General features: G+C 64.2%; 25 protein-coding genes, 1 tRNA gene and 2 pseudogenes. 6 read left to right on the forward strand and 22 right to left on the reverse strand.

The window, feature by feature from the left end; all coding sequences use genetic code 11:
* Position 1 precedes the first annotated feature (1 nt).
* The 6 genes from soxB to X268_RS23485 all read right to left on the reverse strand — a co-directional run bounded on the left by soxB (position 2) and on the right by X268_RS23485 (position 4,550).
* Positions 2-1,693 (reverse strand): thiosulfohydrolase SoxB, encoded by a 1,692-nt coding sequence (soxB, locus tag X268_RS23460; protein WP_128927120.1) that lies wholly within the window; start codon positions 1,691-1,693, stop codon positions 2-4.
* 27 nt (positions 1,694-1,720) lie between these two features.
* The gene (gene soxA / locus X268_RS23465) at positions 1,721-2,542 is read right to left on the reverse strand and encodes a sulfur oxidation c-type cytochrome SoxA (protein WP_128927121.1); all 822 of its coding nucleotides are present in this window, start codon (positions 2,540-2,542) and stop codon (positions 1,721-1,723) included.
* 28 nt (positions 2,543-2,570) lie between these two features.
* Positions 2,571-2,897, reverse strand: coding sequence for a thiosulfate oxidation carrier complex protein SoxZ (gene soxZ, locus X268_RS23470; protein ID WP_128927122.1), 327 nt, complete (start codon positions 2,895-2,897; stop codon positions 2,571-2,573).
* Between the two features lie 18 nt (positions 2,898-2,915).
* Entirely contained in the window at positions 2,916-3,368 is a 453-nt protein-coding gene (gene soxY, locus X268_RS23475; RefSeq protein WP_128927123.1) for a thiosulfate oxidation carrier protein SoxY, read from the reverse strand.
* A 17-nt stretch (positions 3,369-3,385) separates the two neighbouring features.
* The gene (gene soxX, locus X268_RS23480) at positions 3,386-3,841 is read right to left on the reverse strand and encodes a sulfur oxidation c-type cytochrome SoxX (protein WP_128927124.1); all 456 of its coding nucleotides are present in this window, start codon (positions 3,839-3,841) and stop codon (positions 3,386-3,388) included.
* Between the two features lie 130 nt (positions 3,842-3,971).
* Positions 3,972-4,550: a SoxW family protein gene (locus X268_RS23485; RefSeq protein ID WP_128929360.1), complete on the reverse strand. Its 579-nt coding sequence runs from the start codon at positions 4,548-4,550 to the stop codon at positions 3,972-3,974.
* A gap of 86 nt (positions 4,551-4,636) precedes the next feature.
* Here X268_RS23485 and X268_RS23490 point away from each other — a divergent pair, with 86 nt between their 5' ends.
* Entirely contained in the window at positions 4,637-5,353 is a 717-nt protein-coding gene (locus X268_RS23490; RefSeq protein ID WP_164937885.1) for a hypothetical protein, read from the forward strand.
* A gap of 2 nt (positions 5,354-5,355) precedes the next feature.
* On the opposite strand, the gene X268_RS23495 is transcribed toward X268_RS23490, so the two are convergent.
* The gene (locus X268_RS23495) at positions 5,356-6,087 is read right to left on the reverse strand and encodes a cytochrome c biogenesis CcdA family protein (protein ID WP_128927125.1); all 732 of its coding nucleotides are present in this window, start codon (positions 6,085-6,087) and stop codon (positions 5,356-5,358) included.
* Between the two features lie 103 nt (positions 6,088-6,190).
* Here X268_RS23495 and X268_RS23500 point away from each other — a divergent pair, with 103 nt between their 5' ends.
* From X268_RS23500 to X268_RS23510, 3 genes are all read left to right on the forward strand, one after another.
* Positions 6,191-6,559, forward strand: a complete 369-nt coding sequence (locus X268_RS23500) for a thioredoxin domain-containing protein (RefSeq protein ID WP_128927126.1) — start codon at positions 6,191-6,193, stop codon at positions 6,557-6,559.
* A 37-nt stretch (positions 6,560-6,596) separates the two neighbouring features.
* On the forward strand, positions 6,597-6,947 hold the full coding sequence (locus tag X268_RS23505) for an ArsR/SmtB family transcription factor (protein ID WP_028137430.1): 351 nt from the start codon (positions 6,597-6,599) through the stop codon (positions 6,945-6,947).
* A 74-nt stretch (positions 6,948-7,021) separates the two neighbouring features.
* Entirely contained in the window at positions 7,022-8,101 is a 1,080-nt protein-coding gene (locus tag X268_RS23510) for a YeeE/YedE family protein (protein ID WP_128927127.1), read from the forward strand.
* 68 nt (positions 8,102-8,169) lie between these two features.
* Here X268_RS23510 and X268_RS40080 read toward each other — a convergent pair whose 3' ends face one another.
* From X268_RS40080 to X268_RS23550, 9 genes and pseudogenes are all read right to left on the reverse strand, one after another.
* A complete protein-coding gene (locus X268_RS40080) occupies positions 8,170-8,397 on the reverse strand; it encodes an enolase-like domain-containing protein (RefSeq protein WP_245478012.1) in 228 nt (75 codons plus the stop codon).
* A 206-nt stretch (positions 8,398-8,603) separates the two neighbouring features.
* Positions 8,604-8,693, reverse strand: a pseudogene (locus tag X268_RS40085) (hypothetical protein); the annotation flags it as partial.
* A gap of 125 nt (positions 8,694-8,818) precedes the next feature.
* A complete protein-coding gene (locus X268_RS23520; protein WP_128927128.1) occupies positions 8,819-9,856 on the reverse strand; it encodes a tagatose 1,6-diphosphate aldolase in 1,038 nt (345 codons plus the stop codon).
* On the reverse strand, positions 9,853-10,812 hold the full coding sequence (locus tag X268_RS23525; protein WP_128927129.1) for a sugar kinase: 960 nt from the start codon (positions 10,810-10,812) through the stop codon (positions 9,853-9,855). Before X268_RS23525 ends, X268_RS23520 begins: the two co-directional genes overlap by 4 nt.
* Positions 10,809-11,882 carry an ABC transporter ATP-binding protein gene (locus tag X268_RS23530; RefSeq protein WP_128927130.1) on the reverse strand — a complete coding sequence of 358 codons (1,074 nt, stop codon included), beginning with the start codon at positions 11,880-11,882 and terminating at the stop codon, positions 10,809-10,811. The genes X268_RS23525 and X268_RS23530 overlap by 4 nt, the downstream gene beginning before the upstream one ends.
* Positions 11,883-11,888: 6 nt before the next feature.
* Positions 11,889-12,893, reverse strand: coding sequence for a zinc-dependent alcohol dehydrogenase family protein (locus X268_RS23535; protein WP_128927131.1), 1,005 nt, complete (start codon positions 12,891-12,893; stop codon positions 11,889-11,891).
* 5 nt (positions 12,894-12,898) lie between these two features.
* Positions 12,899-13,726: a carbohydrate ABC transporter permease gene (locus tag X268_RS23540; protein ID WP_128927132.1), complete on the reverse strand. Its 828-nt coding sequence runs from the start codon at positions 13,724-13,726 to the stop codon at positions 12,899-12,901.
* Positions 13,727-13,730: 4 nt separating this feature from the next.
* Entirely contained in the window at positions 13,731-14,618 is an 888-nt protein-coding gene (locus X268_RS23545) for a carbohydrate ABC transporter permease (RefSeq protein WP_128927133.1), read from the reverse strand.
* Between the two features lie 59 nt (positions 14,619-14,677).
* Positions 14,678-15,976, reverse strand: coding sequence for an ABC transporter substrate-binding protein (locus X268_RS23550; protein ID WP_164937886.1), 1,299 nt, complete (start codon positions 15,974-15,976; stop codon positions 14,678-14,680).
* 191 nt (positions 15,977-16,167) lie between these two features.
* Between X268_RS23550 and X268_RS23555 the strand changes: the two genes are divergently transcribed.
* Both X268_RS23555 and X268_RS23560 read left to right on the forward strand, forming a co-directional pair.
* The gene (locus X268_RS23555; protein WP_164937887.1) at positions 16,168-17,220 is read left to right on the forward strand and encodes a LacI family DNA-binding transcriptional regulator; all 1,053 of its coding nucleotides are present in this window, start codon (positions 16,168-16,170) and stop codon (positions 17,218-17,220) included.
* Between the two features lie 10 nt (positions 17,221-17,230).
* Entirely contained in the window at positions 17,231-17,965 is a 735-nt protein-coding gene (locus tag X268_RS23560; RefSeq protein ID WP_128927136.1) for an SDR family NAD(P)-dependent oxidoreductase, read from the forward strand.
* Positions 17,966-18,179: 214 nt separating this feature from the next.
* Here the strand turns inward: X268_RS23560 and X268_RS39615 are convergent, their stop codons facing one another.
* The 6 genes and pseudogenes from X268_RS39615 to X268_RS23590 all read right to left on the reverse strand — a co-directional run bounded on the left by X268_RS39615 (position 18,180) and on the right by X268_RS23590 (position 22,813).
* Positions 18,180-18,728, reverse strand: coding sequence for a TetR/AcrR family transcriptional regulator (locus X268_RS39615; RefSeq protein WP_164937433.1), 549 nt, complete (start codon positions 18,726-18,728; stop codon positions 18,180-18,182).
* A pseudogene (locus tag X268_RS40870) lies at positions 18,703-18,861 on the reverse strand (DUF1003 domain-containing protein); the annotation flags it as partial. The gene X268_RS39615 and the pseudogene X268_RS40870, both read right to left, overlap by 26 nt.
* A 328-nt stretch (positions 18,862-19,189) precedes the next feature.
* Positions 19,190-19,296, reverse strand: a tRNA-Lys gene (locus X268_RS39620).
* A 78-nt stretch (positions 19,297-19,374) separates the two neighbouring features.
* Positions 19,375-20,574, reverse strand: a complete 1,200-nt coding sequence (locus X268_RS23580; protein WP_128927140.1) for a M24 family metallopeptidase — start codon at positions 20,572-20,574, stop codon at positions 19,375-19,377.
* 42 nt (positions 20,575-20,616) lie between these two features.
* Positions 20,617-22,071, reverse strand: a complete 1,455-nt coding sequence (locus tag X268_RS23585) for an MFS transporter (RefSeq protein ID WP_128927141.1) — start codon at positions 22,069-22,071, stop codon at positions 20,617-20,619.
* Positions 22,034-22,813 carry an alpha/beta fold hydrolase gene (locus tag X268_RS23590; protein ID WP_164937888.1) on the reverse strand — a complete coding sequence of 260 codons (780 nt, stop codon included), beginning with the start codon at positions 22,811-22,813 and terminating at the stop codon, positions 22,034-22,036. The genes X268_RS23585 and X268_RS23590 overlap by 38 nt, the downstream gene beginning before the upstream one ends.
* Positions 22,814-22,847 lie beyond the last annotated feature (34 nt).

Genomic DNA, 22,847 nt, shown 5'->3' on the forward strand with positions numbered 1-22,847 from the left:
CTCACGCTCCGGTGACTTTGACAGCTCGGTTGGGTTCGAGGCGAACCGTCTTCTGTCGGGTCAGATAGTTGGCCACGACCTCCCAGATCGGCGGCCCTTCGGTTCCTTCATTGACGCTGGCCCAGCCGGCGACCTGATACTCCCTGGCGGGATCGATCGGTGCGCCTGTCTTGACGAGCTGCATGTCCGAGATGCGGCTGCCTTGCGGCTTCGCTATATCGATCGCGTAGGAAAGCCCGCCGAGCCGCACCATGTCGCCGCCCTGCTGATAATAGGGATCGATGTTGAAGAGGTTGTCGGCGACGTCCTCGATGATCTCTTTCAGCCGCGCGCCGGTCATGCCCATGCGATAGACCGCCGGATAGGTGATCGCGGTCGCGTTGGTGACGTCCTCGAAGGTGATGTCCTGTCCGGGCAGCACGCTGGTGCCCCAACGGAAACCGGGCGACAATGCGATCTCGGCGTCGCGCTCCTGCAGCAGCGCCTGGCAGATCAAATCGTCGAACGTGCCGTTGAAATTGCCGCGCCGGTAGAGCAACGAGTCGGTCTTGCCGAGCACCCTGGCGAGATCGGCGGCGAAGGGCCTGCGCACCTCCGCGATCTTGGCAGCCATCTCGGCGTCCGCGGCGATCACATCGGAGAACAGCGGAATCAGCTTGTACCTGTAAGCCTTGACCTCGCCGTCTCGGACATCGAGATCGAGCCGCGACACGAACTTGCCGGACGAGCCCGACGCGATCAGCAAGGTCTTGCCGACCTTCACCGCCTCGGGCAGCGCGTCGTGGGTGTGCCCGGTCAGGATGACGTCGATACCCTTGACGCGGCTCGCCAGCTTGCGGTCGACGTCAAAACCATTGTGCGAGAGCAGCACGACGAGCTGCGCGCCGCCCTTGCGTGCCTTGTCGACCTGCGCCTGCACGTCCTCCTCGCGCACGCCAAAGGACCAGTTGGGAATCATCCAGCGCGGATTGGCGACGGGCGTATAGGGAAAGGCCTGGCCGAGCACCGCGATCTTGACTCCACCGCGCTCGATCATGGTCGAGGCGTCGAAGGCCGCCTCGTTCCATTCGGTGTCGCGGATGTTGAGGCCAAGGAACGGGAAGCCGAGCCCCTCGATGGCCTGCTTGACGCGCTCGGTGCCGTAGGTGAACTCCCAATGGCCGGTCATGGCGTCGGGCTTGAGCAAGGCCATGCAGTCGATCATGTCCTGGCCGCGCGTCTTCAGCGACGACCACGATCCCTGCCAGGTATCGCCGCCATCGAGCAGCGCGACCTTGTCGCCGCGTTCGGCGCGAATCGCCTTGATCACGGTCGCGGCGCGGTCGAGACCGCCGATCCGGCCATAGGACTTGGCCAGTGCCTCGAAATCCTCCGACGTCAGGGCGTAGGCCATCGACGAGCCGGGCGCGATGCCGAAGCGGCTGAGAAATTCCTTGCCGGTGACGTGCGGCGGAAGCCCCCTGGCCTCGCCCACGCCGAGATTGGTCGAAGGCTCACGGAAATAGAGCGGCATGAGCTGACCGTGAATGTCGGTCACATGCACCAGCGTGACGTTGCCGAGCGGCTCGAACGCCAGCAACTCCTTCTCGGTCAGGCGTTGCTGGGCGAATGCCCGGGTCAGGCTGGAGCCGACGCCGGTCGAAAGCGCCGCGGTTGCCGCTGCAACCTGAATGAACTCGCGGCGAGAAATCATGCGCGATGCTCCTGCATGCTCATCGTTTCAGTTGCGCACCGACGGCGTCTCGACCGGCAGCCCAATGCCGCGCCACGCGACGTAGAGCTCGAGCGCGAGGAACTCGTCCGACAATGGCTTGAACGGCTCCGCGCGCACGTCGAACATGCAGCCTTCGAAGCGTTCATGCAGCGGCACCACGCGCTGGTCGCGCAGCCGATAGGTCGGAAATCCGTTGGTCTGGCCCTGGCTGAGAAAATCCGCGCGCATGAACTTTCCGTTGTTGCGCTCGTGGCAGGATTCGCAAGCGAGATCGAGCTGGCCAAAGCGCGTGTAGTAGATCTGCTTGCCGCGCTCGAACCAGGGCGACATCAGGCCGTCGCTCTTCACGGTCACCGGCATGCCGTGGGACTGGTACCGCACGAAGGCGGTCATGTCGGTCAGCTCCTGGGATTTGAATTTCCAGGGCTCGGCCTTCATGTGGTCGGTCCGGCAGATATTGATGCGCTGCTCCAGGTTGACCGGCTTCTTCAGCTTGTCGTCCCATTTCGGCATGGCGGCGCCGACGCCCTTCATGCTCGCCTCAGCCTGGCCGTGGCAGCTCATGCAGGACTTGCCGTCTGCGCCCTCGACCTTCTTCCAGAGGTCTGCGGCGCGCTCCACGGCGAGGAAGCCCGGGTTCTCGAGATCGTCGTCCTGCAACGCGCGGGTCTCCTTGCTGCGGAACTCGTAACCGGAGATAATGGTCTTGAAGACGTGGCCGGACGGCGCCGGGATACCCTTGCGCTCGGCATCCTGCGCGGAAGCGCAGCTTGCGAACGATGCGAAAGTAACGACCGCAGCAGCGAACCAAACAGATCGCGTCAGCATCCCTGCCTCCCTCGACGCACCATGCGCCTTACGCCTTGAGCGAGATCTTCTCTTCGGCCGCGATCACCGTGCCGTCGTCGTCCGTCCAGGAGAACTTGAACGTTCCGGCCTCGTCCACCCTGGCATCAAACTGGATATACGGATTGGCGGAGATTGCAGGCTCCAGCGCGCAGGAGAACACGGGCTTGCCGTTGAACTCGCAGGCAAACTTGTTGATGATCTTGCGAGGAATGGTCTTGCCCTGCGCGTCCTTGCGCTGGCCCGACTCCATAACGTGCGAAACCAGCGTCTTGATCTGGATGACTTCGCCCTTGATCGCTTCCTTGGGAAGCTTGATGCGCGGTTTGTCTGCCATCTGTTCTCTCCTAAGCCCTTAGCCGCCGCAGCCGCCGATCGTGACCTTGACGGTCTTCTGCTCCGTGAACAGCGCGCCGTCGCTCATCTTCGCGATCGCAACCACGTTCTGCGTGGCCGCGAGCCGGATCCGGATCGAAGCTTCGGCCTTGCCCGACAGCGGCGTGAAGGACAGCGTCGCGACGCCGGCGTTCGGGTTGCCGTCCGCGATGATCATCACGTCCTTGACGTAAGACTCCGCGGTCATCGGGCTCTCGATGTTGATCGACAGCGGCACGGTGTTGCCGTTCTCCGCAATCTCCGGCAGGTCGAGCGAGATCTTGCCCTTGGCAGGCTGCTTGCCGCCGGTGAATTTCTCGATCCACTTTGCCGCGTCGTTGGTCACTTCCGCGTCCGCAGCCATGGGCATCAGGGTCAGCATGACGAAGCCGCCTCCGAGCGCAAATGCCTGCCGTCGATTGATGGCTTTCATTCCGATCCTCCTCGCCGTCAGTTCAGCGTCTTGAGAAATGCGATGACGTCCTCGACCTGCGCGGCCGTCAGTATGGACTTGCCGACGAATTCCGGGCGCACCCGGCTCAGGCCCTCGTTCTTGAAGAACGCCGGCATGACGGTGTCGGTGAAGATGCGCTTGGGATCGGCGACGATGAGGCGCAATTGCGCCTCGGTGTAGCGGCCGGCCACGCCGTCGAGCGACGGACCGAACTCGCCGTGGAATTCCTCGGATTTCAGGCTGGTGACCTGGTGACACGCCAGGCAGTTGCCGAGCGTGCGGGTCAAAAACACCTTCTTGCCGGCATCGGCATTGCCGGGCGAACCGGTCAGGGATTTTGGTAGCGAATCGCTGACAATGTCGAGCTTGATCGGCTCCTTGGCCGGCTGTTGCGCCATGGCGCTGCCGGCCAACACGCACAGTGCAAACGCAGCCACAAGCGAGTGCCGCATGTTTCCTACCCTTTGTCGACGGGGTGACGCCCGCCTTTGACCACGACGGGCTCACGATCCATCAAATTCAATTATTATGATATGTGAATATAACCGACGCCGTCAAGCGAAATTCGAGCGACGCCTGCACTCAGCCGTTCGCAGCTAAAAAATCCCGGAACGAGCCGCGCTCATAGGCACGTTCGCGCACGAAGCGAAACATCGCCAGGAAGTGCGGCGGCTTGAGATAACCGGGGGCCCGCGTCACTTCGCGCGCCATCGCGTCCTTCGCATCGAGGCCGTCGGCAGATGGCGGAAAGAACTGAAAGGTCGGCGTGAACCGGATGCCGTATTTGCGGGCGAGATCCTTCTCCGCTAATTCCTCGCGGTCGAAGTCGGTCACCTTGCGCGAGCCGACCAAGTTCAACTGCAAGACCTCGAAATTGTCGCGGATATAGTTGGCGATTCCGACATCGGCGAAATTCACCAGATGCGTCTCGCGGCAATAGGGACAGCCGCGCAGCTCCCACATGATGGCGAGGCGCTTGCCCCCGGCCGCAGCGCTCTCCAAATCCTCGTGCAGATCGAGGAAGCTCTGCAAGAACCACGGTTCGTGATAGAGCCCGTCTTCGCCGACGGCGAGCTCGGCCGCCGCCGCGCCGCGACCGGCGAAGGCCGCGCCGGTTGCTAACGCGAGGAGGCCGCGCCGCGTCGGCGTGCGCGGCGACATCGGGATTTGCCGCGTCGGGACATCTTGCGCATTGTTCATTTTTATTATGATATTCGAATACACGAATGTGACAAGGAATTCCTATCTTGCGCTGCACCATCGCGCTCCTGGCGTGGCTGGCCTCGAACATGCTCGCGCTCGGCGGGGAGACTGGCAGACTTGCGGATGTCACCTCGGCCATGGCGCCGATCCTGGCCAATCTGCGCACGGCCGCGAGCTATGCGCGGACCGGAAACGTTGCGCTGGCGCAGATCGAGACCGACGAGGCGGTCGCGCGTTGGAAGCAGCTTGTGCCGAACCGCAATCCTCTGCCCGCCGACGCACCGGCCGAATTGGCGGGATTTCTCGACCGGGGCCGTGATCGGCTCATGATGATCGCGGCCGCGCTGGACCGCGGCGACGATGCCGCCGCCGGCCGCGAGTTGCTGGCGCTTCGGCAAGCGTTTCACGCGCTCAGGCGTCACGCTGGCCTCTACGATCTCGGCGATTGCATCTTCGAGATCGCGCCCGCCATGGAAACGCTGCGTGCCGCCGCGATCAGGTACGGCGGGCAACCGGCGCCGGCAAACGCCGAAGAGACCGTCGCCGCCGCAAGCGCGTTCCGCGATCGGCTTCAACGCTGCAACGAATGGGCTAATGGCGAGATCGCCGCCCAAGGCGAGTTCCGCCGCCTGATTGACGGCGCAATCACCAGCAGCGGCGAGATCGCGCATGCCGCGATGGCAGGTGACGGCTCCCTCGTGAATCGCTACCTGATCGAGCTGCAGTCCTTCGCCCAGCTGCTCGACTTCCGGTACGGCTAGCCTCAGCCGATGCTGGTCAACGCAGGGAAATGCTCGAGCAGCCATTCCGAGACCGCGGGCACCAATCCGGCCAGGAACATCAGACCTGTCGCAACCAGGAAGACGCCCATCGTCTTCTCGATCAGACCGAGATGCCGGCGCACACGGCCGAGCGCGGCGATGAAGCGGCCGGTGAAAGCCGCGGCGATCAGGAAGGGAATACCGGTCCCGACCGAATAAGCGAGCAGCAGCAGCGCCCCTCGTCCGGTCGTGTCCTCCGAGCCCGCCATCAACAGCACGGCGGCAAGGATCGGGCCTGCACAGGGCGTCCAGCCGAACGCAAAGGCCAGCCCCATGACGAAAGCCCCTGCCATGCCGGCCGGGCGGTTGTCGACCTGCACGGTGGCGCTGCGATAGAGTAGCGGAATCCGGAGCAGCCCCAGAAAGTGCAGTCCCATGACGATGATCAGCCCGCCCGCGACGATGCCGAGCGTCGACAGATGCGCAGAGACGAAACGTCCCGCGATCGAGGCTGTCGAGCCGAGAGCGATGAAGACCAGCGAGAAGCCCGCCACGAAGGCAAGCGCCGAGAGCAGGATGCGCGGCCGCAGATCCGGCCTGCCGCTGGACAGATCCGTGGCCGAGACGCCGGCCATGTAGCACAGGAAGGGCGGCACCAGGGGCAGGATGCAGGGCGACAGAAACGACAAGAGGCCCGCGACGAAGGCCGCACCCAGCGTGACGTCCAAGGTCATTTCCACCCCATCCCTAGCACATATACGAATTTAATGATATAAAGCGCCAAGCACCTTCACAAGGCAAGTCCGTCAGGCGGGTCCAAAAAGCCGGTTACGCAGCATGAACAGAATCATCGCTTTCGCCCTCACCGTGGCCGTCGTGCTGCCAGCGACCACGTCGCGCGCCGCCGAGCTCGTCATGTTCGAGCGGCCCGGCTGCGCCTGGTGCGCGCGCTTCAACGCCGAGATCGCGCCGATTTACGGCAAGACCGCGGAAAGCCGGACCGCACCGCTGCGCCGGATCGACCTGAAGGCCCCCCTCCCAGCCGATCTCGCCGGGATCGATCCAGGTCCCTTCACGCCGACCTTCGTCGTGGTACAAGAGGGCCGCGAGATTGGACGCATCCGCGGCTATCCGGGGAATGCCTTCTTCTTCGGCCTCTTGGACCGAATCCTGTCAAATGCGGGATCGGAACCCGAGAGGTCGTGACCGGTCTTGCAGATTTTGCCGAGAGGAACTTGACGCGATGCCGTTGCCGAAGCTGAAGGAGATCGAAGGCTCCGCCGAACTCGAGCAGATGATCGAGAAGGCGCGCGAGGCGAGCGACATGCTCAAGGCGCTGTCGCACGAATCCCGATTGCTGCTGCTCTGCATCCTCGCCGAGGGCGAGAAATCCGTGACTGAGCTCGAGCAGTTCCTGGGCGAACGACAATCGACCGTCTCGCAGCAGCTCGCGCGGCTCCGGCTCGATCGGCTGGTGACGACCCGACGCGACGGCAAGACGATCTACTACAGTCTCGCCAGCGAGGACGTCCGCAAGATTCTCACCGCCGTTTACGACGTGTTCTGCGAGCCGGTACGCCGGCGACGCCGGTAATTCTCCGCTCTGGATTTTCGCGCCCCTCGGGCGCAGACTGCCCAAAGAGGCAGAACGAATACCTTGCGGGAGGAATGTTCAGTCCATCGACCATAGCGTTCGCATGCGGGCTCGCCGCCGGCACGGTGCTTGGCGTTGCCGGCCGAGCGGGCCGTTTCTGTACGCTCGCGATGCTCGAAGATGCGTTTTTCGGATCGGACTATCGCCGGCTGAAATCCTTCGCACTGGCGGCAGCCGTGGCGCTGCTTGCGACTCAGGCGCTCGCGGAGCTCGGCATCGTCGACCTGTCGCGATCAATCTATCTGACGGCATCGATCGGGCTGGGCGGCGCGATCATTGGCGGGCTGATGTTCGGCATCGGTATGGCGCTGGTCGGCACCTGCGGCTTCGGCACGCTGGTGCGCGTCGGCGGCGGCGATCTGCGCGCCATCGTCGTCTTTCTCGTACTCGGCCTGTCGGCGCTCGCGACCATGCGTGGCATCACGGGCATGCTGCGTGTGACGCTGATCGAACCATTGTCGCTGCGGCTTCCTGAAGGCAGCACTCAGACCCTGACGTCGCTGCTCGGCGCAGGCAGCGCCGTACGTGCGATTCTCGTCGTGGCAATTGCCGCCGTACTCGCTTCTTGGGCGCTTGCGGACGGCAGGCTGATTCGGTCGCCGCGATTGCTGGCCTCCGGACTTGCCGTTGGCTGTGCAATCGCATTCGGCTGGTTCGCGACCGGATGGCTCGCCGATGATGAATTCGATCCCGCCCGCGTCGCCTCACTCACCTTTGTCGCGCCACTCGGTGACACTATCCTCTACGTCGCCACCTTCTCTGGCGCGCGCCTGAATTTCGGCATCGGTTCCGTTGCCGGGGTTGTGGCGGGCTCCTTTGCCGCCGCGTTGCTCGCAGGTGGCTTCCGTTGGGAAGCCTGCGACGACGCGCGCGAATTGAAGCGTCACATGTCCGGCGCGCTTCTGATGGGAATTGGAGGGATCATGTCGATGGGATGCACCGTTGGCCAAGGATTGAGCGCGTTCTCAACGCTTGCTCTCTCGGCGCCGATCACGATGCTGGCCATCGCCTGCGGAGCGCGGCTCGGCCTCGAGTTCACGATGACTGGCGAGTGGCTTCCGGCAGTCCGCAAGCTGTTCGGCGTCTCCACCTAATAGAGCGAATTCCTGCCACCAACTCCAGATCCCGCGTGAGATGGTGACGGCGCCGAGCGCCCATCCGATCAGCCCTGATTGGCGTCGGTGGCGAGCATGCCCGCGCCGACCATGGCGCGCAGCGCGGTGAGGTTGGCGAGGTCGGTTTCGGCACCGAAGCCGACCGTCAGCTTCAGCGCGCGATGACCGCGGTTGAGCGCGGCCTCGGCCATCTGCGCGGCACCGCCTGGATTGATGCCGCTGGTATAAACCTTGATTCTGCTCGATTGCCCACCAACCAGCCGCCACAGCGGCAAGCGCCGACGTCGCGCGGAAAGATCTCACAGCGCAAGCTCGATGCCTGAAATCGCTTGTGCGAACGGACCTGGCTCGCCGCATTGAAGTACGAGGACCTCGATGCCTTTGGTGAGGGCCTCGAAGGCTTGTGCGGAGCCGCTGAACTTGCGCCCGACAGGCCCGGTGCGAGCACTTCATTGACGAGCCGGGCGCGATGTTCCGCGCCCGAAGCCGGAAAGTTGGACCAGACTTCACCCCAGCCCTCGACCCCGTCTTCGTCGACAACGTGAACGAAGACGGCGGGGCGGTCGAGCATCTTGCCGAACGACGTCACCACCGGCGTTGCCCGGATAGCGATAGCAGAACGCCTCGATCGAACGGAGAGTGAAGCTGTCAGTCAAGGTGCAAGATCCTGCGAGATGACGCGGAGCCACCAATATCTCAGTAGGCGCGCGCGAAGTCACCTTCCTGCTTGACGTCTGTGAACACCGGGAAGCGCGCCTTCCAGGGCGTGCCCTTGGCCGTGGTCAGCTTGTTGAGCCGCTCAAGTACGTTGAGGCCATCCTTGCGCAGGCTGGCCGACACCGCGGCGCGATCCGGAAAATTCTTCAGCACGGCATCGAGCCAGATGGTGCGGCCCGCCAGGAAGCCGCCTGCCCCCGCCGCATAGGAGTAATCGAGCACGCGCTCGAACTTTTCGGGCGCAGCGCCGCCCGACAGCAACACCCAAGGGATGCTCCGCTCGCGGCAGATATCGCCGATCGCATCGAATTCCCTCTGCGCAGCCTCGGCTTCCGCGCTGCCCTCGCGGGCGGGCAGGTTGTTGGCCGCCAGAGGGCTCTCCAGCTTGAGGAGATCGACCGCGTACTCCGGCTTGGCGAATTCGCGCACGCTGTCGATGACGAGACCGGGCAGCTTGCCGGGTGATTCCACGTAGTCGGCGGTGTGATTGGCACTGCCGAGAAACGGATAGACCAGTAGTTCGAGAACATAGGGAATGTCGTGGCGGGGGCACTCCTCGCCGATCTCGCGCACGAACTTCTTCTGGTGCTCGTTCACCGCGGCATCAGCGTCCGGCCGATACCAAGCCAGCACCTTGACGGCGTCGCCGCCCATAGCGCGGATCTTTTCGACGCTCCAGTTGGTGATCGCACGCGACTTGCGTCCCCCCGCGGTCTCCTCGACGCGATGCTCCTCCAGTGTCATGATCAGGCCGCAGCGCGGCGGCAGCAGATCGATCGCGGCGGGGACCGCGAAATTCGGGTCGAACAGCATCGAGCTGCAATGCGGCGCGAGGTTCTCGACGAGAAGGCGCTTCGCCGCCGTGATGTCGGAATATTCGACCTGCTCCCGCGTGATACCTTTCGCTTTGGCGATGGCATCGAACAATGGCGGCCGCTGGTCCAGCGCGACCATGCGAAAATGGCCATCCGCATCGGCAAGCCGTGCCAGGCCGCGGTTCTTCCCAATCGTTCTCATGGCATCTTCCTCATGAATACAAGACACTCGTTGATGGTAGGGATTCCGTTGCGCCCGCCGGCGTGACGGCATTTCATGGCGGCGGTGGCCGCCGAAAACGCCATGGCAGCGCGCACATCGAGACCGGCGCCGATCGCGAGCGCATAAGCGCCGTGAAAGACGTCGCCCGCGCCTGTGGTGTCGACGACGTCGACCGCGTAGGCGGCCTGCTGGTGTAGCTGTGCGTCCTCGTACCAGTTCACGCCGCCCTCGCCGCGCGTGACGGCGACGACGCGGCAGCCGAAGCGCGCAAGCCCTGCCAGGGATTTGTCGTCAGCGGAGCCCGCAAAAGCCGTCAGTGCGGGCTCGGAAAAGATCGCATGGTCAGTCAGCGGCAGCAGCCGCTCGAACACCTCGGCGTCGGCCATGTCGCCGTCGAGCACCGTCGGAATGCCGCGTGCGCGCGCTTCCCTGAACAGCGTCGCGGCGCCCTCGACCCAGCGCGGGTCGGCCAGCACGGAGGACGCCTGCGCCACGGCCTCGAGCGGGAGCCAGCCCGCGGCTTCCGGAAAAAGGCCGCGAAAGTTGACGATCTGCCGTTCACCGGAGCTGTCGACGATGATTCCGGAGACCGACGAACGGCCGCCAGGAAACAGCCGGAAATTCTCGACGTCGACGCCTTCGGCGGTGAAAGCCGATGTCATCTCGTGACCGGCGGCGTCGTCCCCTGCCCGGCCCCAGAATGCGACGGACGCGCCGAGCTTCGCCACCGCGATGCTCGCGTTGGCCGCCATGCCACCGCCGAGCGTACCGTATTCGGTGGCTTTGATCTTCTCGCTCCCGCCAGCGAACGGGCGATCGACGCGCCAGACCTGGTCGAGCGCGGACAACCCGAGGCAGATCACGTGCACGGCCTTCACACCGGAAGCGACGTGCGCCAGCGCCGAGAGAGCTGCAATGTCGGCTGACGCGCTCACCGCAGGACCTGTCCATTGGCGGCATCGAACAGATGCGTCTTGCCTGGCTGCGGGCGTAGCGTGATGCGATCGCCGACCTTCGGCCGCAGGGCCGGATCGACCCGCGCGATGGCGGAGCCGCCGGCGAGATCGAAATGAATCAGCGTGTCCGAGCCGAGCGGCTCGACCAGCCTGGTGTTGATGGCGATGCCATCGGCCGCATCGGCGGCGACGGCGAAATGCTCGGGGCGGACGCCGAGCACGGCGCTGCCGGCCTGGCGGAGTCGGCTCGCGGTCCCGCCATCCAGCGGCACCGCCGTCGCGCCTTGCGAGAGGATCGCTCCCTCCCCGCGCCACTCGACCGGGAAAAAATTCATCGCGGGCGAGCCGATGAAGCCGGCGACGAACTGGTTGGCCGGCCGCTCGTAAACCGTCTCCGGCGTGTCGTATTGCTGGATCGTTCCGCTCTGGAGCACAACGATGCGATCAGCCATGGTCATGGCTTCGATCTGGTCGTGGGTGACGAAGACCATGGTGGTCTTCAACTCCTGCGACAGCGCCTTGATCTCGGCGCGAACCTGCCCGCGCAGCTTGGCGTCGAGGTTGGACAGCGGCTCGTCGAACAGGAAAGCCTTAGGGTTGCGCACGATGGCACGGCCCATGGCGACACGCTGGCGCTGGCCGCCGGACAGTTCCTTCGGCTTGCGGTCGAGATAAGGCTCGATGTGCAACAGCGCCGCGGCGCGCTTCACGCGGGCGTCGATCTCCGCCTTCGGCACTCCACGCAACTCCAGCGCAAACGACATATTGTTGTAGACCTTCATGTGCGGATAGAGCGCGTAGTCCTGGAACACCATCGCAATATCGCGCTGCGCGGCCTGCACGCCGTTGACGCGCTTGTCGCCTATGTAGAGGTCTCCCGACGAGATCGGCTCGAGGCCGGCGATGATCCGCAGCAAGGTCGACTTGCCGCAGCCGGACGGACCGACGAAGACAACGAATTCATGGTCCGCGATCTCCAGATTGAGATCGGGGATCACGGTGAAATTGCCATAGCGCTTGGTGAGATTGCGGATCGAGATCGAGGCCATGATCGCTCAGTCCAGCGCCAGCACGGGCTTGATCAACTCGCCCTTGGCGAAGCGGGCGAAATTCTCAGGCAGAGCCGACAGGCCGAACTCGCCGTCGACGAGGACGCGGTATTCGTCCTTGTACTTGCGCAGCAGCTCGACATTCGGCTCGAAATCCGAGACCGGGAAGTAGAACGTCCGGATCATGTAGAAATCCTTGCGGCGGAAGACCTTGCCTTCCTCGATGGTCCAGGGCGCGGCATTCTCGCCGACCAGCACCAGGGCGCCGCGCGGCAGCACGAGCTCGATGCCGAGATTACGCGCCAGATGGGCGCCGGAGCATTCCATGATCAGCGCGAAGCGCCTGGAGGTATCGCCGACGGGGTGGGCCTTCGCGCCGAAGGATTGCGCGATCTTGAGCCGCGCCGCATTGGGATCGGCGACATGGACATCGTCGTAGCCGAGCGCACGGAGCGCCAGCACGACGCCGAGACCGACGGGCCCCGCCCCCATCACGAGCACCGGGCCGGCTTCGCGTGGCGGCACGACGCGACTGACGAAGCGCACGGCGTGACCCGAGGTGCCGATGGTGTCGAGCAGCAGCGGCGCGAGACTGTCCTCGATATCATCGGGCACCGGTAGCAGGCAGTTTTCCGGCACCGGCACATATTCGGCATAACCGCCCGGCCTGTTCCAGCCGATCAAGCTGGAGACTTCCAGGCACATCTGGGTGTCGCCGCGCTTGCATGCCGCGCAACGGTCGCAATGCAGGGGGATGTAGACAGCGCAGCGGCGGCTGTGCAGCCTGTGACCGGGCTGCTCGACGACACCGAAGATTTCGTGGCCGGCGGTAAACTCGGCGCCCTTGTGCCAGAGCTTGAAGTCCGAGCCGCACAGAGCGGTGCGCGATACGCGCACCAGCACCTCGCCGGCGCCGATCTCGGGAATCGCCACGCGCTCGATGCTGATGCGGTCGTTGCCGTGGAAGACGGCGGCCTGCATGATTGAATTCGGACGGGGGGATATGCTCATCAGATTCAGCCTTTCACCGCGCCGAGCGTCAGTCCGGACACCAGCCAGCGCTGAACCAGGGCCGCCAGCACCAGCGGCGGCAATGCGATCAGCGTCGCCGCGGCCATGAGGGCGCCCCATTGCGTCGAGCCTTCGCCGATGAAGTTGAAGGCCGCCGCGATCAGCGTCTTGGTGTCGCCATTGGAGAGCACCAGCGCAAACAGGAAGTAGTTCCACGAAAACACGAAGGCGAGGATCGCCGAGACCGCGATCCCGGACGCCACCAGCGGCATCGCGATGCGCCAGAGGATGCGCATGACGCTGCACCCATCGACCTGCGCGGCTTCGAAGACGCTGCGCGGAATGGCGTCGAACGACGGCAACAGCACCCAGATCACGATCGGCAGCGTGATCACGGCGTGGCTGAGGATCAGCGCGGTGTAGGAGCCGATCATGCCGATCTGCCGGAACATGACGTACCACGGCAGCAGGAACAGCGTGCCCGGCGCCATGCGCGCGGCGAGCGTCAGGATCGCCGGCCACGTGATCCGCGTCCAGGAAACGGCGAAGGCGGCAGGAATTCCGAACAGCAGCCCGAGCGCGGTCGAGCCGACGGTGACGATGAGGCTGTTGAGCGCGTAGCTCAGGAACGGCGTGGTCCTGGTCAGCTCGACGTAATTCTCGAGCGTCGGCGAGAAGATCAGCGTGGGCGGATAGGCCGTGACCTCGAAGGACGGTTTGAACGACGACAGCACCATCCACACCGTCGGCGCCATGATGAGCACGCCGGCGAGCGCGAGCTGCAGCGTGTTGAGCCAGCGGATCCAGCGATCGGTGTTGGCGGCATCGCTCATGAGATCACCACGCCACCGCGCCGCGCAGGCGATTGAAGGCGAGCACGGCGCCGAACACGATCGCCGTCAGCGTCAGCATCAGGGCGCTGGCATAGCCGATATTGAAGAACTCGAAACCGACCCGGAAGCCGTAGATGTTGAGCGTGTTCGAGGCATTGCCCGGGCCGCCCTGGGTGGTGATGTAGATGATGTCGAAGAAGCGCAGGAGATCGACGCTGCGCAGAATCGCCGCGGTGACGATGGTCGGCAGCAGCAAGGGCAAGGTGATGCGCTGGAAGGTCTTGAACGCCGAGGCGCCGTCGATCTGCGCGGCCTCGTAGACGCTCGGCGGCAGCGACTGCAGGCCGCCCAGCACGATCAATGCGACGTAGGGCGTCCACTGCCAGCTGTCGATCAGCGCCACGGTCGGAATCACCCATGTCGGCGAGGCCAGCCAGTCCGACGGCGGCAGGCCGAACGATTGCAGGACGTAGTTGGCTGCGCCCAGCGAGGGGTCGAGGATCCCCAGCCACATCATCCCGGCCACGACAGGCGGCATCATGAAGGGCGAGATGAACAGCGAGCGCACGATGCCCGCCAGACGCCTGGCATGGAACAGCACCAGCGCGAGCCAGACGCCGAACACGAGCTGGAGCGCGAGCGACAGCACGAACAGCGCGATGGTGATCCACAGCCCGTGCCAGAACTCGACGTCGGAGATCAGCTTGGAATAATTGGCGAGGCCTGCGAACGACTGCTTGCCGGTCGAGGTGAACGTCTGGAAGCCGAGCCAGATCGTATAGACGACCGGAAACGCGATCATCGCGACCGTGAACAGCACGGCCGGCGCCGAAAGCGCCGCCATCTCCAGCTTCTGCCGGTCCTGCGTGAGTGTCGCAGCCGTGTCCGACATGCGTCCTTGTCCCTGGGAGTGAAGAGCCGGCAGGCCGCAAGCCTGCCGACGTGAGGCCGTTACTTCTGGGCAATCAATGCATCGAGCGCCTTGTCGGCATCGGCGCAGGCCTGCTCGATCGGCTTCTGCTTCAGGATGAGGTCCTGCACCGCCTGGCCAATGAACTCACGCGATTCCGGATTGGCGACGATGGGATAGCCGACCTCGGAGGACCCCTTGGTGGCGAGCACGTCGAGCGCGGCCTGCCATTCCTTGCGAACCGGCTCCTCGTCGATCCACTTGCGATATTCAGGATCCTTGGCGACCGACGGGCGCGGCGGGGCGATGCCCTGGAGCGCCATCTTCTTCTGCACTTCGGGGCTGGTCGCCCATTGCACGAAGTACCAGGCCGCCTCCGGCTGCTTGCTGTGCGAGGACACCGCCATGCCCCAACCGATCGTCGTCGGCACCTGGCCGGCTTCGCCGGCCGGGAACGGCAGCAGGCCGGTATCCTTCAGGCGCGCGCCGCCGTCCATCACCGTGCGCAGTTCGTTCGAGGACTCAAACGCCATCGCGGCGCGGCCGCTGCGGTAAAGTGCGGAGATTTGCTGGAAGCTGTAGTTGACGACGCCGGGCGGGCCAAAGTCGCGCAGCAGTCGGCTGTAGGTGTCGAGCGCTTCCTTGCCCTTGGCCGAGCAGAGGTTCGACTTGCCATTGGCGATGTACGTGCCGCCGATATTGTGCAGCATGTTGCTGAACGTATAGGCTACCGCGGGCTTGAGGCCGCGCGAGACGAACGGCGTCACCGCGCTGTCGCAGGTCTTGATCTTCTCGGCGGCGGTTTCGACGTCCTTGATGGTCTTGGGCGCTTCGAGACCGCACTTCTTGAAGATGTCGGTGCGGTAGTAGAAGATCGGGCCCTCGATGTTCATCGGCATGCTGGTCAACTTGCCGCCGAAGGTCGCGGCCTTGAGCAGCGCCTGGCTCAGCCCGGCTGGATCGTAGCCCTTGGCGACCTCGTTCTTGGCCATCGCGGTGAGATCGCCGTACCAGCCGGCGGCGGCGAACTGCTCGCCCTCGCGCGAGGGCAGCGTCATGAAGACGTCGACCTCGTCGCTGTTCGCATTCATGACCGTGACCAGACGCTGGCGCATCTGCTGCTCCTGATAGGCGTCGACCTTCAGGGTCATGCCGGTCAACTTCTCGAAATCGGCCTTATAGGTCAGCAGCGCCTGCGAGACCGGATTGTTGTTGGCGAGGAAGGTGACGGTCTTGCCTTTAAACTTCATCCAGTCGAAATCGGCAGCCCGCGCCTGCGCGCTGACGGCAATGACGAGAACGGGCAGCGCGACATGAGTCGCGAGCATCCTGGCCTTCATCGAACTCTCCTCCCGGCTGGCCGCCTTGAGCCGGCGGACCATTTTGACACGTTTGAACACAACTTGAAAACGGTTACAAAATAGACTTCACCCCCGGCCTGTCAAGCGATGGACAAGCCGCACAATCTGCGGCAGATTTGCTTCAAAGCCGCTACCACACCGCTCGCGCCGCCAGATGTAACGTTACATTCATGCGCCTGACCAACGCCAAGTCTGTGAACAAGTCCGTGAAACAGGGTATCCGCGCCGTGGCGGCCCGTGCCGGCGTTTCGACTGCCTCGGTCTCGCGCGCGCTCAACAATCCGGATGCGGTAAGCCCTTCGCTGCGTGCGCGCATCGAACAGGCTATCGATGCGCTCGGCTACATCCCGCACGCGCCGGCGCGCATTCTCTCGTCGCGGCGCTCGCGCACCCTCGGCGCGATCGTGCCGACCATCGACAACACGATGTTCGCGCGAGGCATCGCTTCGCTGCAGCAATATCTGTCGTCGGTCGGCTACATGCTGTTTCTCACCACGAGCGGCTACGATCTCGATGTCGAATTGCAGCAGGCGCGCAATCTGATCAGCCGCGGCGTCGACGGCTTGGTGCTGCGCGGCGATTGCCATCACGACGGCCTTCGAAAGCTGCTCGCCGACAACGCCGTGCCCTTCATCAATGTCGGCATCTACCAGCCTGACAGGCCCTACCCTTGCGTCGGCACCGACAACGAAGCCGCCGCCCATCGCGCCGCCGCGCATGTCATCGAGCTCGGCCATCGCCGCATCGGCATCGTCTCGGCGCTCCAGCGCAACAACGACCGCGCCAGCGCCCGCGTCGCCGGATTTCGCCGGGCGCTCGCCGAGAGCGGCCTCGAGCTACCTCCGCAATGGCATGTCGAGGTGCCATACACGCTCGACGACGCCCGCGAGGCAGCGCGCTATCTCCTGAACTTGAAAGACCGTCCGACAGCCGTGGTGTGCGGCAACGACGTCATCGCCTATGGCGTGCTGCTCGAGGCGGAACGCGACGGGTTCTCCGTGCCGCGCGACCTGTCAGTGGTCGGCTTCGACGACCTCGACTGGAGCCGGCATTTGCGGCCGAGCCTGACCACGATCCATGTTCCGACCGGAGAAACCTGGCAGCGCGCCGGCGAATATCTGGTGCGTAGCCTCGCCGGCGAGCAGACCATCATGCACCGCGAGATCGACTTCTCGCTCGTGGTCCGCGAATCGACGGCGCCACCGCCGAAATCCCTGAAGTGAGACCTTGCCGATGACTTTGAATTTTTCTCTCGTCCCCGGATTCCACGCCGTCGTGATTGGCGGCGCCGGCGACATTGGCGCGGCGATCAGCAACCAGTTTTGCGATCTCGGCGCAACCGTCACGGCCACCGGCGCCAACGAGGCTGATCTCGCCCGCACGCTGCTCAAGCCGCGCGGCGGCCTGACGCTGGCGACGTTGGACGTCACCGATGATGCGGCCGTCACCTCCTTTGCCGGAAGACACAAGCGCGTCGACGCACTGGTCAATTGCGCCGGGATCCTGGCGCGCGACAAGGAATTCGAGATCGAAACCTTCATGAAGGTGCTCGACGTCAACCTCACCGGCACGTTCCGGACCTGCATGGCGTTCCGGCCGATGCTGGCGCAGCAGAAGGGATCGATCGTGAACATCGCCTCGATGAACGCGACATTGGCGCTGCCGCGGATCCCCGCCTATTGCGCCAGCAAGGGCGGCGTCGTGATGCTGACCAAGGCGCTGGCCTTGAAATGGGCCGAGGACGGCATTCGCGTCAATGCGGTTGCGCCCGGCTATATCGAAACCGCGATCAACGCCGCCGGCCGCACGGATCGCGCCCACTATCAGCGCATCGCCGACCGCACCGCGTTCAAGCGCTGGGGACAGCCGGAGGACATTGCCGGCGCGGTGGCATTCCTATGCATGCCGGCTTCGCAGTATGCGACCGGCACCGTCGTTGCCGTGGATGGCGGCTTTTTAGCAGGTTAGCGTGCACTCCGAAGCCGACGCTCGAGTCTTCTGGTTGTCGGGAAGCGAAAAAGAACCTTCACTGTTCAAGGTGATCTTGGACAACGAGGAAAGCGCGAACGATCCGGCTAGCGTCGCCAAAAAGCACGATCAGCTTACCAGGGAGAACGGTCCCTACATGGCCAATGGGAGCATGCGGACGCTGCGTGCCATATACAACCAGAGCGCAGCTGGCCTAAGCGTTTGGCTTGGTGCAGGCGCCTGCCAAGATGAAGTCGATGCCGGCGATGAACTGTTGGCGATCATCATGCCCGCATAATTGTGCCGCCACTCGCCGAAGAAATGGACGCGATTGCGGATCATCCTGAATCCAGCGCGTCGCTAAGGCAGCCAGCCACGCTCTCCGGTCCATGCCGCCCGGAAGCAGCCGGGCGTTGGCCGCATTCTGGCCGGCCACGCCGAGGATGTAATTCGTCAGTGCGGAGGCGCAGTCGAATTGGGCATCGATGGGTACCCCGAGCGGCTGGAGCTGTCCGCCGATTCGTTCGAAGATCTCTCCGACCGCGGGATGCCACGGTTCGCGGGAGAGCTGAGCGCCGACCCACGGGTGAGCGTCGATCGCGTCAAATACCTCAAGCGCGATGGCACGGATCGCGGCCTTTGGCTCCTCTTCCTCGGCCACTTCCGTCAATGCGCGGGCGAGAACATGCCCGGTGGCAGCGGCAAGCAGGCCATTCCTATCCGCGACAAGGGGGCCAGCTGCCGGTAAACGATGTAATGGCATCGGCGAGCTTTTGCTGAAGCGAGGCGTCGGATTGCTCGCGCTTCCTTCGCTCGACCAGGGCGTTGATGTTCCGCTCGAGAGCCGGCGTCAGCCCGGGTGCAGCTTTTGGATGGGACGCCAAGGGTTTCTTCATGACGTGGAAACCGGCGCACCTGTGGGCAGTTCCTATAGCTTGGCTGCCCCGACGCCGCGCAGTTGACGACCGCGTGGCCGACGCAAGACCTCGGCGAGGTGGGGCTGCAAGATAGAGTGCCGGGGCACACGTCGTGCACACGCGACCTACCGACCAATTGGAACAACTTGAGCTCTTGCTCCAATCCATCCTTGGAAAGATCGCCTTTATCGATCGCAGTACGCGCCGATCATCTCCGACAGCAATTTCGCAGTGACGCTCAATTATAGCAAAGTAACCGTTTGAAACATCAGCTACACAAGCGATTTTGCCAGCTAAGGCATTGATTTGGTAGGCGCACCAGGGCTCGAACCTGGGACCCGCTGATTAAGAGTCAGCTACGGATTACGCGCAATCAATAACTTGCGGGTCGCACCGCTGTCCTTAACGCGCGCCGCATGGTCATTCGTCGCACGACCATGCGCTCGATTGCATTGCCGCCATCCGGGCGGTCCTGCCACGCTAGCGGCGTTTCTACCGCACCGCCGTCCCACCCAGATTCCAGCCCCGGCCGCCTTCGCCGAAGATCTCGTGCCCGGTTGCATTCACAGCCACCGTGTCCTCAAGCTTGATGAAGCCGCGCTTCGGATGCTTCATCGTGGTTTCCACCGAAATCACCATGCCAGTCTCGAGCGGCCGCTCAGCATCATAGGCGTCGTAGCGAACAGGGCCGGTCGCGGTCAGGCGGGGCGCCTCGTGACTGACGAGGCCCATGCCATGGGCGAGGAACTCGGTGTGGTCGCGCTGGCTCGTCTCCTTCAGTGCGCGTTCGGCGGCGGTGTAGATCGCCCCTCCCATCGCGCCGGGCTTGATCACCGCAAAGGCAGCACGCTGCACGGCTTCGATCTCGGCAAGCATATCCTTCAGTTCCTGATCGGGATCGCCTAGAACGGCCATGCGGGCGAGATCACCGATGTAGCCGTGATAATTGCCGCCAGAATCGAGAGAGAGCACGTCGCCCTGCTCCCAGCGTTGCTCCGACGGCGCCCGGTTGTGGCTCGTGCCTGCCGCCAGCAGGCAATATTCGAAGGTCAAGCCACGCTTGACCTCCGCCACCTTCAGCGCATCGAACAGCTGCCGCTTGGTGGTGCCAGGGCCGTGGTGGGCGATGACGTCGAGCATGGAGGCAATCACCAGATCGGAAGCGGTTCGCAGCTTTGCCAGTTCCGCCGGCGTCTTCACCGCGCGCAGCCGCTCCAGCACGAACAGCGCGTCCTTGATCTCACTGTCCGGAAACGCGTCACGCAGCGCGTTGCCGGCATCCATCGGCAGGAAGGCCATTTCAACACCGATGCGCTTGGCGGAAACGCCACTCTTGCGGATCACCTCCACCGCGCTTGCGATGGCATCGACGGAGCCGTTACCGGAGATGCGCACCTCTTTAAGCCATGGCTGTTCCAGCTCGCGCTGATAGGTCTCCATCCGATGGGCGATGTAGCCGGCCTTGTCCGGCGCGCCCTTGGCATAGATGACCACGGGCAGATAGCGACTGACGCCGAGCGCATCCATGTAGTCGAAGAAGATCGCACGCTCGATATCGAGCATATATTGCACATTGTGCTTGGAAGTGACGAGCAGCAGCTCGAGCCCCGTCTGCTCCATCAGCCGGTCGAGCTTGTCGGTATCGAAGGGAATGGCACGGACGGCCGTTCGGGTGTGAACGCTCTCTTGCATTATGCGTTTCCTTGTATGTTGTCATGGAGGCTCAAGCGAAAGCTAAGTTGGCGTCGGCCGTGTCGCAACGCCCTTCGGGTCGCCGCTGAGGCTGACCATGGTTCCAGCGTTCTCACTATCTTGTGGCGCATCCAAAGCCAGCGGTCGGCCATGGGTTTCGATGCCGAACAGCGTGAAGGCAAGCCCGATCGCAAGACCGCAGGCGGCCAAAAACAGGAACGCGGGCGTCACCGCGTCGATGGTGGCTTTCGGCGTGATCAGGTTCGAGGTGCCCGCGATAAGTGCCAGACACAACGGGCCTGCGATCTTGCCGACGCCGTTGGCCGCCTGCGCGAGGCCGACGCCGCGCGCGCTCAGGCGAACCGGGAAGATCTCGGCTGAGTAGGGAGCGATGTTGGAGAAGCCGCCCTCGAAGAACAAGGCAGCCGGGATCAGCAGCACGACAAAGGCGGGATAGCCGAACAGGGTGCGGTCGAAAAATACACCCGCAGTGCCGAGCGACACCGCAATGCCGTAGCCCATGATCGCGCCGCAACGCCGCCGTCCGATCCATTGCGGCAGCACCGAGAAGATGGCCCGTCCGACCATGCCTGTGAGCGACACGATCACGAACAAATGAGCGGCCTCGACCGGCGACACTCCCGTCAACAATGCGACGATCGTCGGTCCCCACAGAAACACGCCGTAGTTGGCGGTACTGGCGCCGAACCAGACAATCACCGTCAGCCAGAAGCGCCTTGGCTCCGCGAGCAACTCGGAGAAACCCGCGCCGTGCGGGCGGACGGCGCGTTCGACCGCCGGCGGGGGCAAGGCATCGGGCGCTACTCGCAGGGCCCGCGCCACGATTCGGCGCGCATCAGCATCGCGACCGCGCGACACCAGCCAGCGCACCGATTCCGGCATGATCAACGCGATCAGGAGCGCCGGCACGAGCGGCAGGAAGCCCAATGCGGCAAGCCCCCGCCAGCCAATATGCTGCAGCAGCGTCGCCGCCGAGAGCGAGGCAGCGAGGATGCCAAGCGAGACCGGGATCACGGTGGCGCTGGTGATCACGGTCCGATGGCGAGTCGGCGTATATTCGACGATCAGAGGCACCGCGACGGACGCAGCGGCACCGACGCCGAAACCGACGAAGAAGCGGAGTACGGCGAAGGTGATCCAGGCGCCATCGGCAATGAAGGAGACCGAGCCTGCACTCAACGCGCACAAGGTGACGCCAGCCACCAGCAGCGCCTTGCGTCCGAAGCGATCTGCGAGCGCGCCCCATGCCAGCGATCCCAGAATGGCGCCGACGCCTGCAGCGAGCAGGATCAGCGAGGTCTGCCCGAAGCTCAGCTGCCATTGCGGCGCCAGAACAGCGACCAGGAAGCCGACGACGAAATAGTCGAAATAGTCGAACATGCTGGTAGAGACGCTGAGTGCGATGCTGATCCAATAGCGCGCATCGAGCCGCGCTTGGTCATAGGCCGTGACCAGATCCTCCTTGACTTCCACCATGGTCGTTCTCCTCCGCGGTATCTTCTGCTTTTTTGCTTTTTAGAAAGGCGATCACCTGTGCCGCAACCGCGGCCGGATCCTGAATAATGCCGACATGGCCGACGCCGTCGATCACCGCGGTTCGTGCCCCCGCAATCTCGCGCGCCAGCGACAGCGTGTGCGCCGGTGGGATCAGGTGATCGTCCCGGCCGGCCAGCACCAGCGTCGGCGCGTGGATGTCGGCGAGCGATATCGCTGTCGGTTGCGCCAGTACCGCGCTGCGGCGCTCGCGCTGGCCGGCATCGCGCTTGTTGCCCGTGAAAATGCGGAGCGCCTGCGGGTTGGCCGCTATGTAGTCCGGCGGGAAGAAATATTCGGCGAAGGCCGGCAGCGACTCCGGCAACTTCGCCCGCAGCTCGGCAAACCGGGGAAAACCTTCGGGATTGATCGACGCCACCGATACGCCCACGCGAAACGTCGAGGAGAGCACCAGGCGGTCGATGCACGCGGGGTGCCGGACCGCCGCCACCTGAGCAATGGCGCCGCCGAACGAGGTGCCGAACACGTGGGCGCGGGCCAGGCCGAGGGCTGCTACGAGGGCGGCGAGATCGTCAGCAAGCTCGCCAAAACCATAGGGCGTGGCCGGATTGCGCGTGCCGCCGGAATCGCGCTGGTCATAGGCGATGACGGTGAAATGCGGCTCGAGCTGGGCAGCAAACGCATCGAACATGGAATGATCGGCTTCCGCGCCGTGCAGCAGCACCAGCGGTGGGCCGCCGCCGGTGCGCTTGAAGCTG

It is taken from the genome of Bradyrhizobium guangxiense (genome assembly GCF_004114915.1).
GTDB lineage: Bacteria > Pseudomonadota > Alphaproteobacteria > Rhizobiales > Xanthobacteraceae > Bradyrhizobium > Bradyrhizobium guangxiense.

Coding starts and splice junctions, on each gene's coding strand:
- soxB (WP_128927120.1), bottom strand. CDS start 1,693: ATGATTTCTCGCCGCGAGTTCATTCAGGTTGCAGCGGCAACCGCGGCG.
- soxA (WP_128927121.1), bottom strand. CDS start 2,542: ATGCTGACGCGATCTGTTTGGTTCGCTGCTGCGGTCGTTACTTTCGCA.
- soxZ (WP_128927122.1), bottom strand. CDS start 2,897: ATGGCAGACAAACCGCGCATCAAGCTTCCCAAGGAAGCGATCAAGGGC.
- soxY (WP_128927123.1), bottom strand. CDS start 3,368: ATGAAAGCCATCAATCGACGGCAGGCATTTGCGCTCGGAGGCGGCTTC.
- soxX (WP_128927124.1), bottom strand. CDS start 3,841: ATGCGGCACTCGCTTGTGGCTGCGTTTGCACTGTGCGTGTTGGCCGGC.
- X268_RS23485 (WP_128929360.1), bottom strand. CDS start 4,550: ATGTCGCCGCGCACGCCGACGCGGCGCGGCCTCCTCGCGTTAGCAACC.
- X268_RS23495 (WP_128927125.1), bottom strand. CDS start 6,087: ATGACCTTGGACGTCACGCTGGGTGCGGCCTTCGTCGCGGGCCTCTTG.
- X268_RS23500 (WP_128927126.1), top strand. CDS start 6,191: ATGAACAGAATCATCGCTTTCGCCCTCACCGTGGCCGTCGTGCTGCCA.
- X268_RS23505 (WP_028137430.1), top strand. CDS start 6,597: ATGCCGTTGCCGAAGCTGAAGGAGATCGAAGGCTCCGCCGAACTCGAG.
- X268_RS23510 (WP_128927127.1), top strand. CDS start 7,022: ATGTTCAGTCCATCGACCATAGCGTTCGCATGCGGGCTCGCCGCCGGC.
- X268_RS23520 (WP_128927128.1), bottom strand. CDS start 9,856: ATGAGAACGATTGGGAAGAACCGCGGCCTGGCACGGCTTGCCGATGCG.
- X268_RS23530 (WP_128927130.1), bottom strand. CDS start 11,882: ATGGCCTCGATCTCGATCCGCAATCTCACCAAGCGCTATGGCAATTTC.
- X268_RS23535 (WP_128927131.1), bottom strand. CDS start 12,893: ATGAGCATATCCCCCCGTCCGAATTCAATCATGCAGGCCGCCGTCTTC.
- X268_RS23540 (WP_128927132.1), bottom strand. CDS start 13,726: ATGAGCGATGCCGCCAACACCGATCGCTGGATCCGCTGGCTCAACACG.
- X268_RS23545 (WP_128927133.1), bottom strand. CDS start 14,618: ATGTCGGACACGGCTGCGACACTCACGCAGGACCGGCAGAAGCTGGAG.
- X268_RS23550 (WP_164937886.1), bottom strand. CDS start 15,976: ATGAAGGCCAGGATGCTCGCGACTCATGTCGCGCTGCCCGTTCTCGTC.
- X268_RS23555 (WP_164937887.1), top strand. CDS start 16,168: ATGCGCCTGACCAACGCCAAGTCTGTGAACAAGTCCGTGAAACAGGGT.
- X268_RS23560 (WP_128927136.1), top strand. CDS start 17,231: ATGACTTTGAATTTTTCTCTCGTCCCCGGATTCCACGCCGTCGTGATT.
- X268_RS39615 (WP_164937433.1), bottom strand. CDS start 18,728: ATGCCATTACATCGTTTACCGGCAGCTGGCCCCCTTGTCGCGGATAGG.
- X268_RS23580 (WP_128927140.1), bottom strand. CDS start 20,574: ATGCAAGAGAGCGTTCACACCCGAACGGCCGTCCGTGCCATTCCCTTC.
- X268_RS23585 (WP_128927141.1), bottom strand. CDS start 22,071: ATGGTGGAAGTCAAGGAGGATCTGGTCACGGCCTATGACCAAGCGCGG.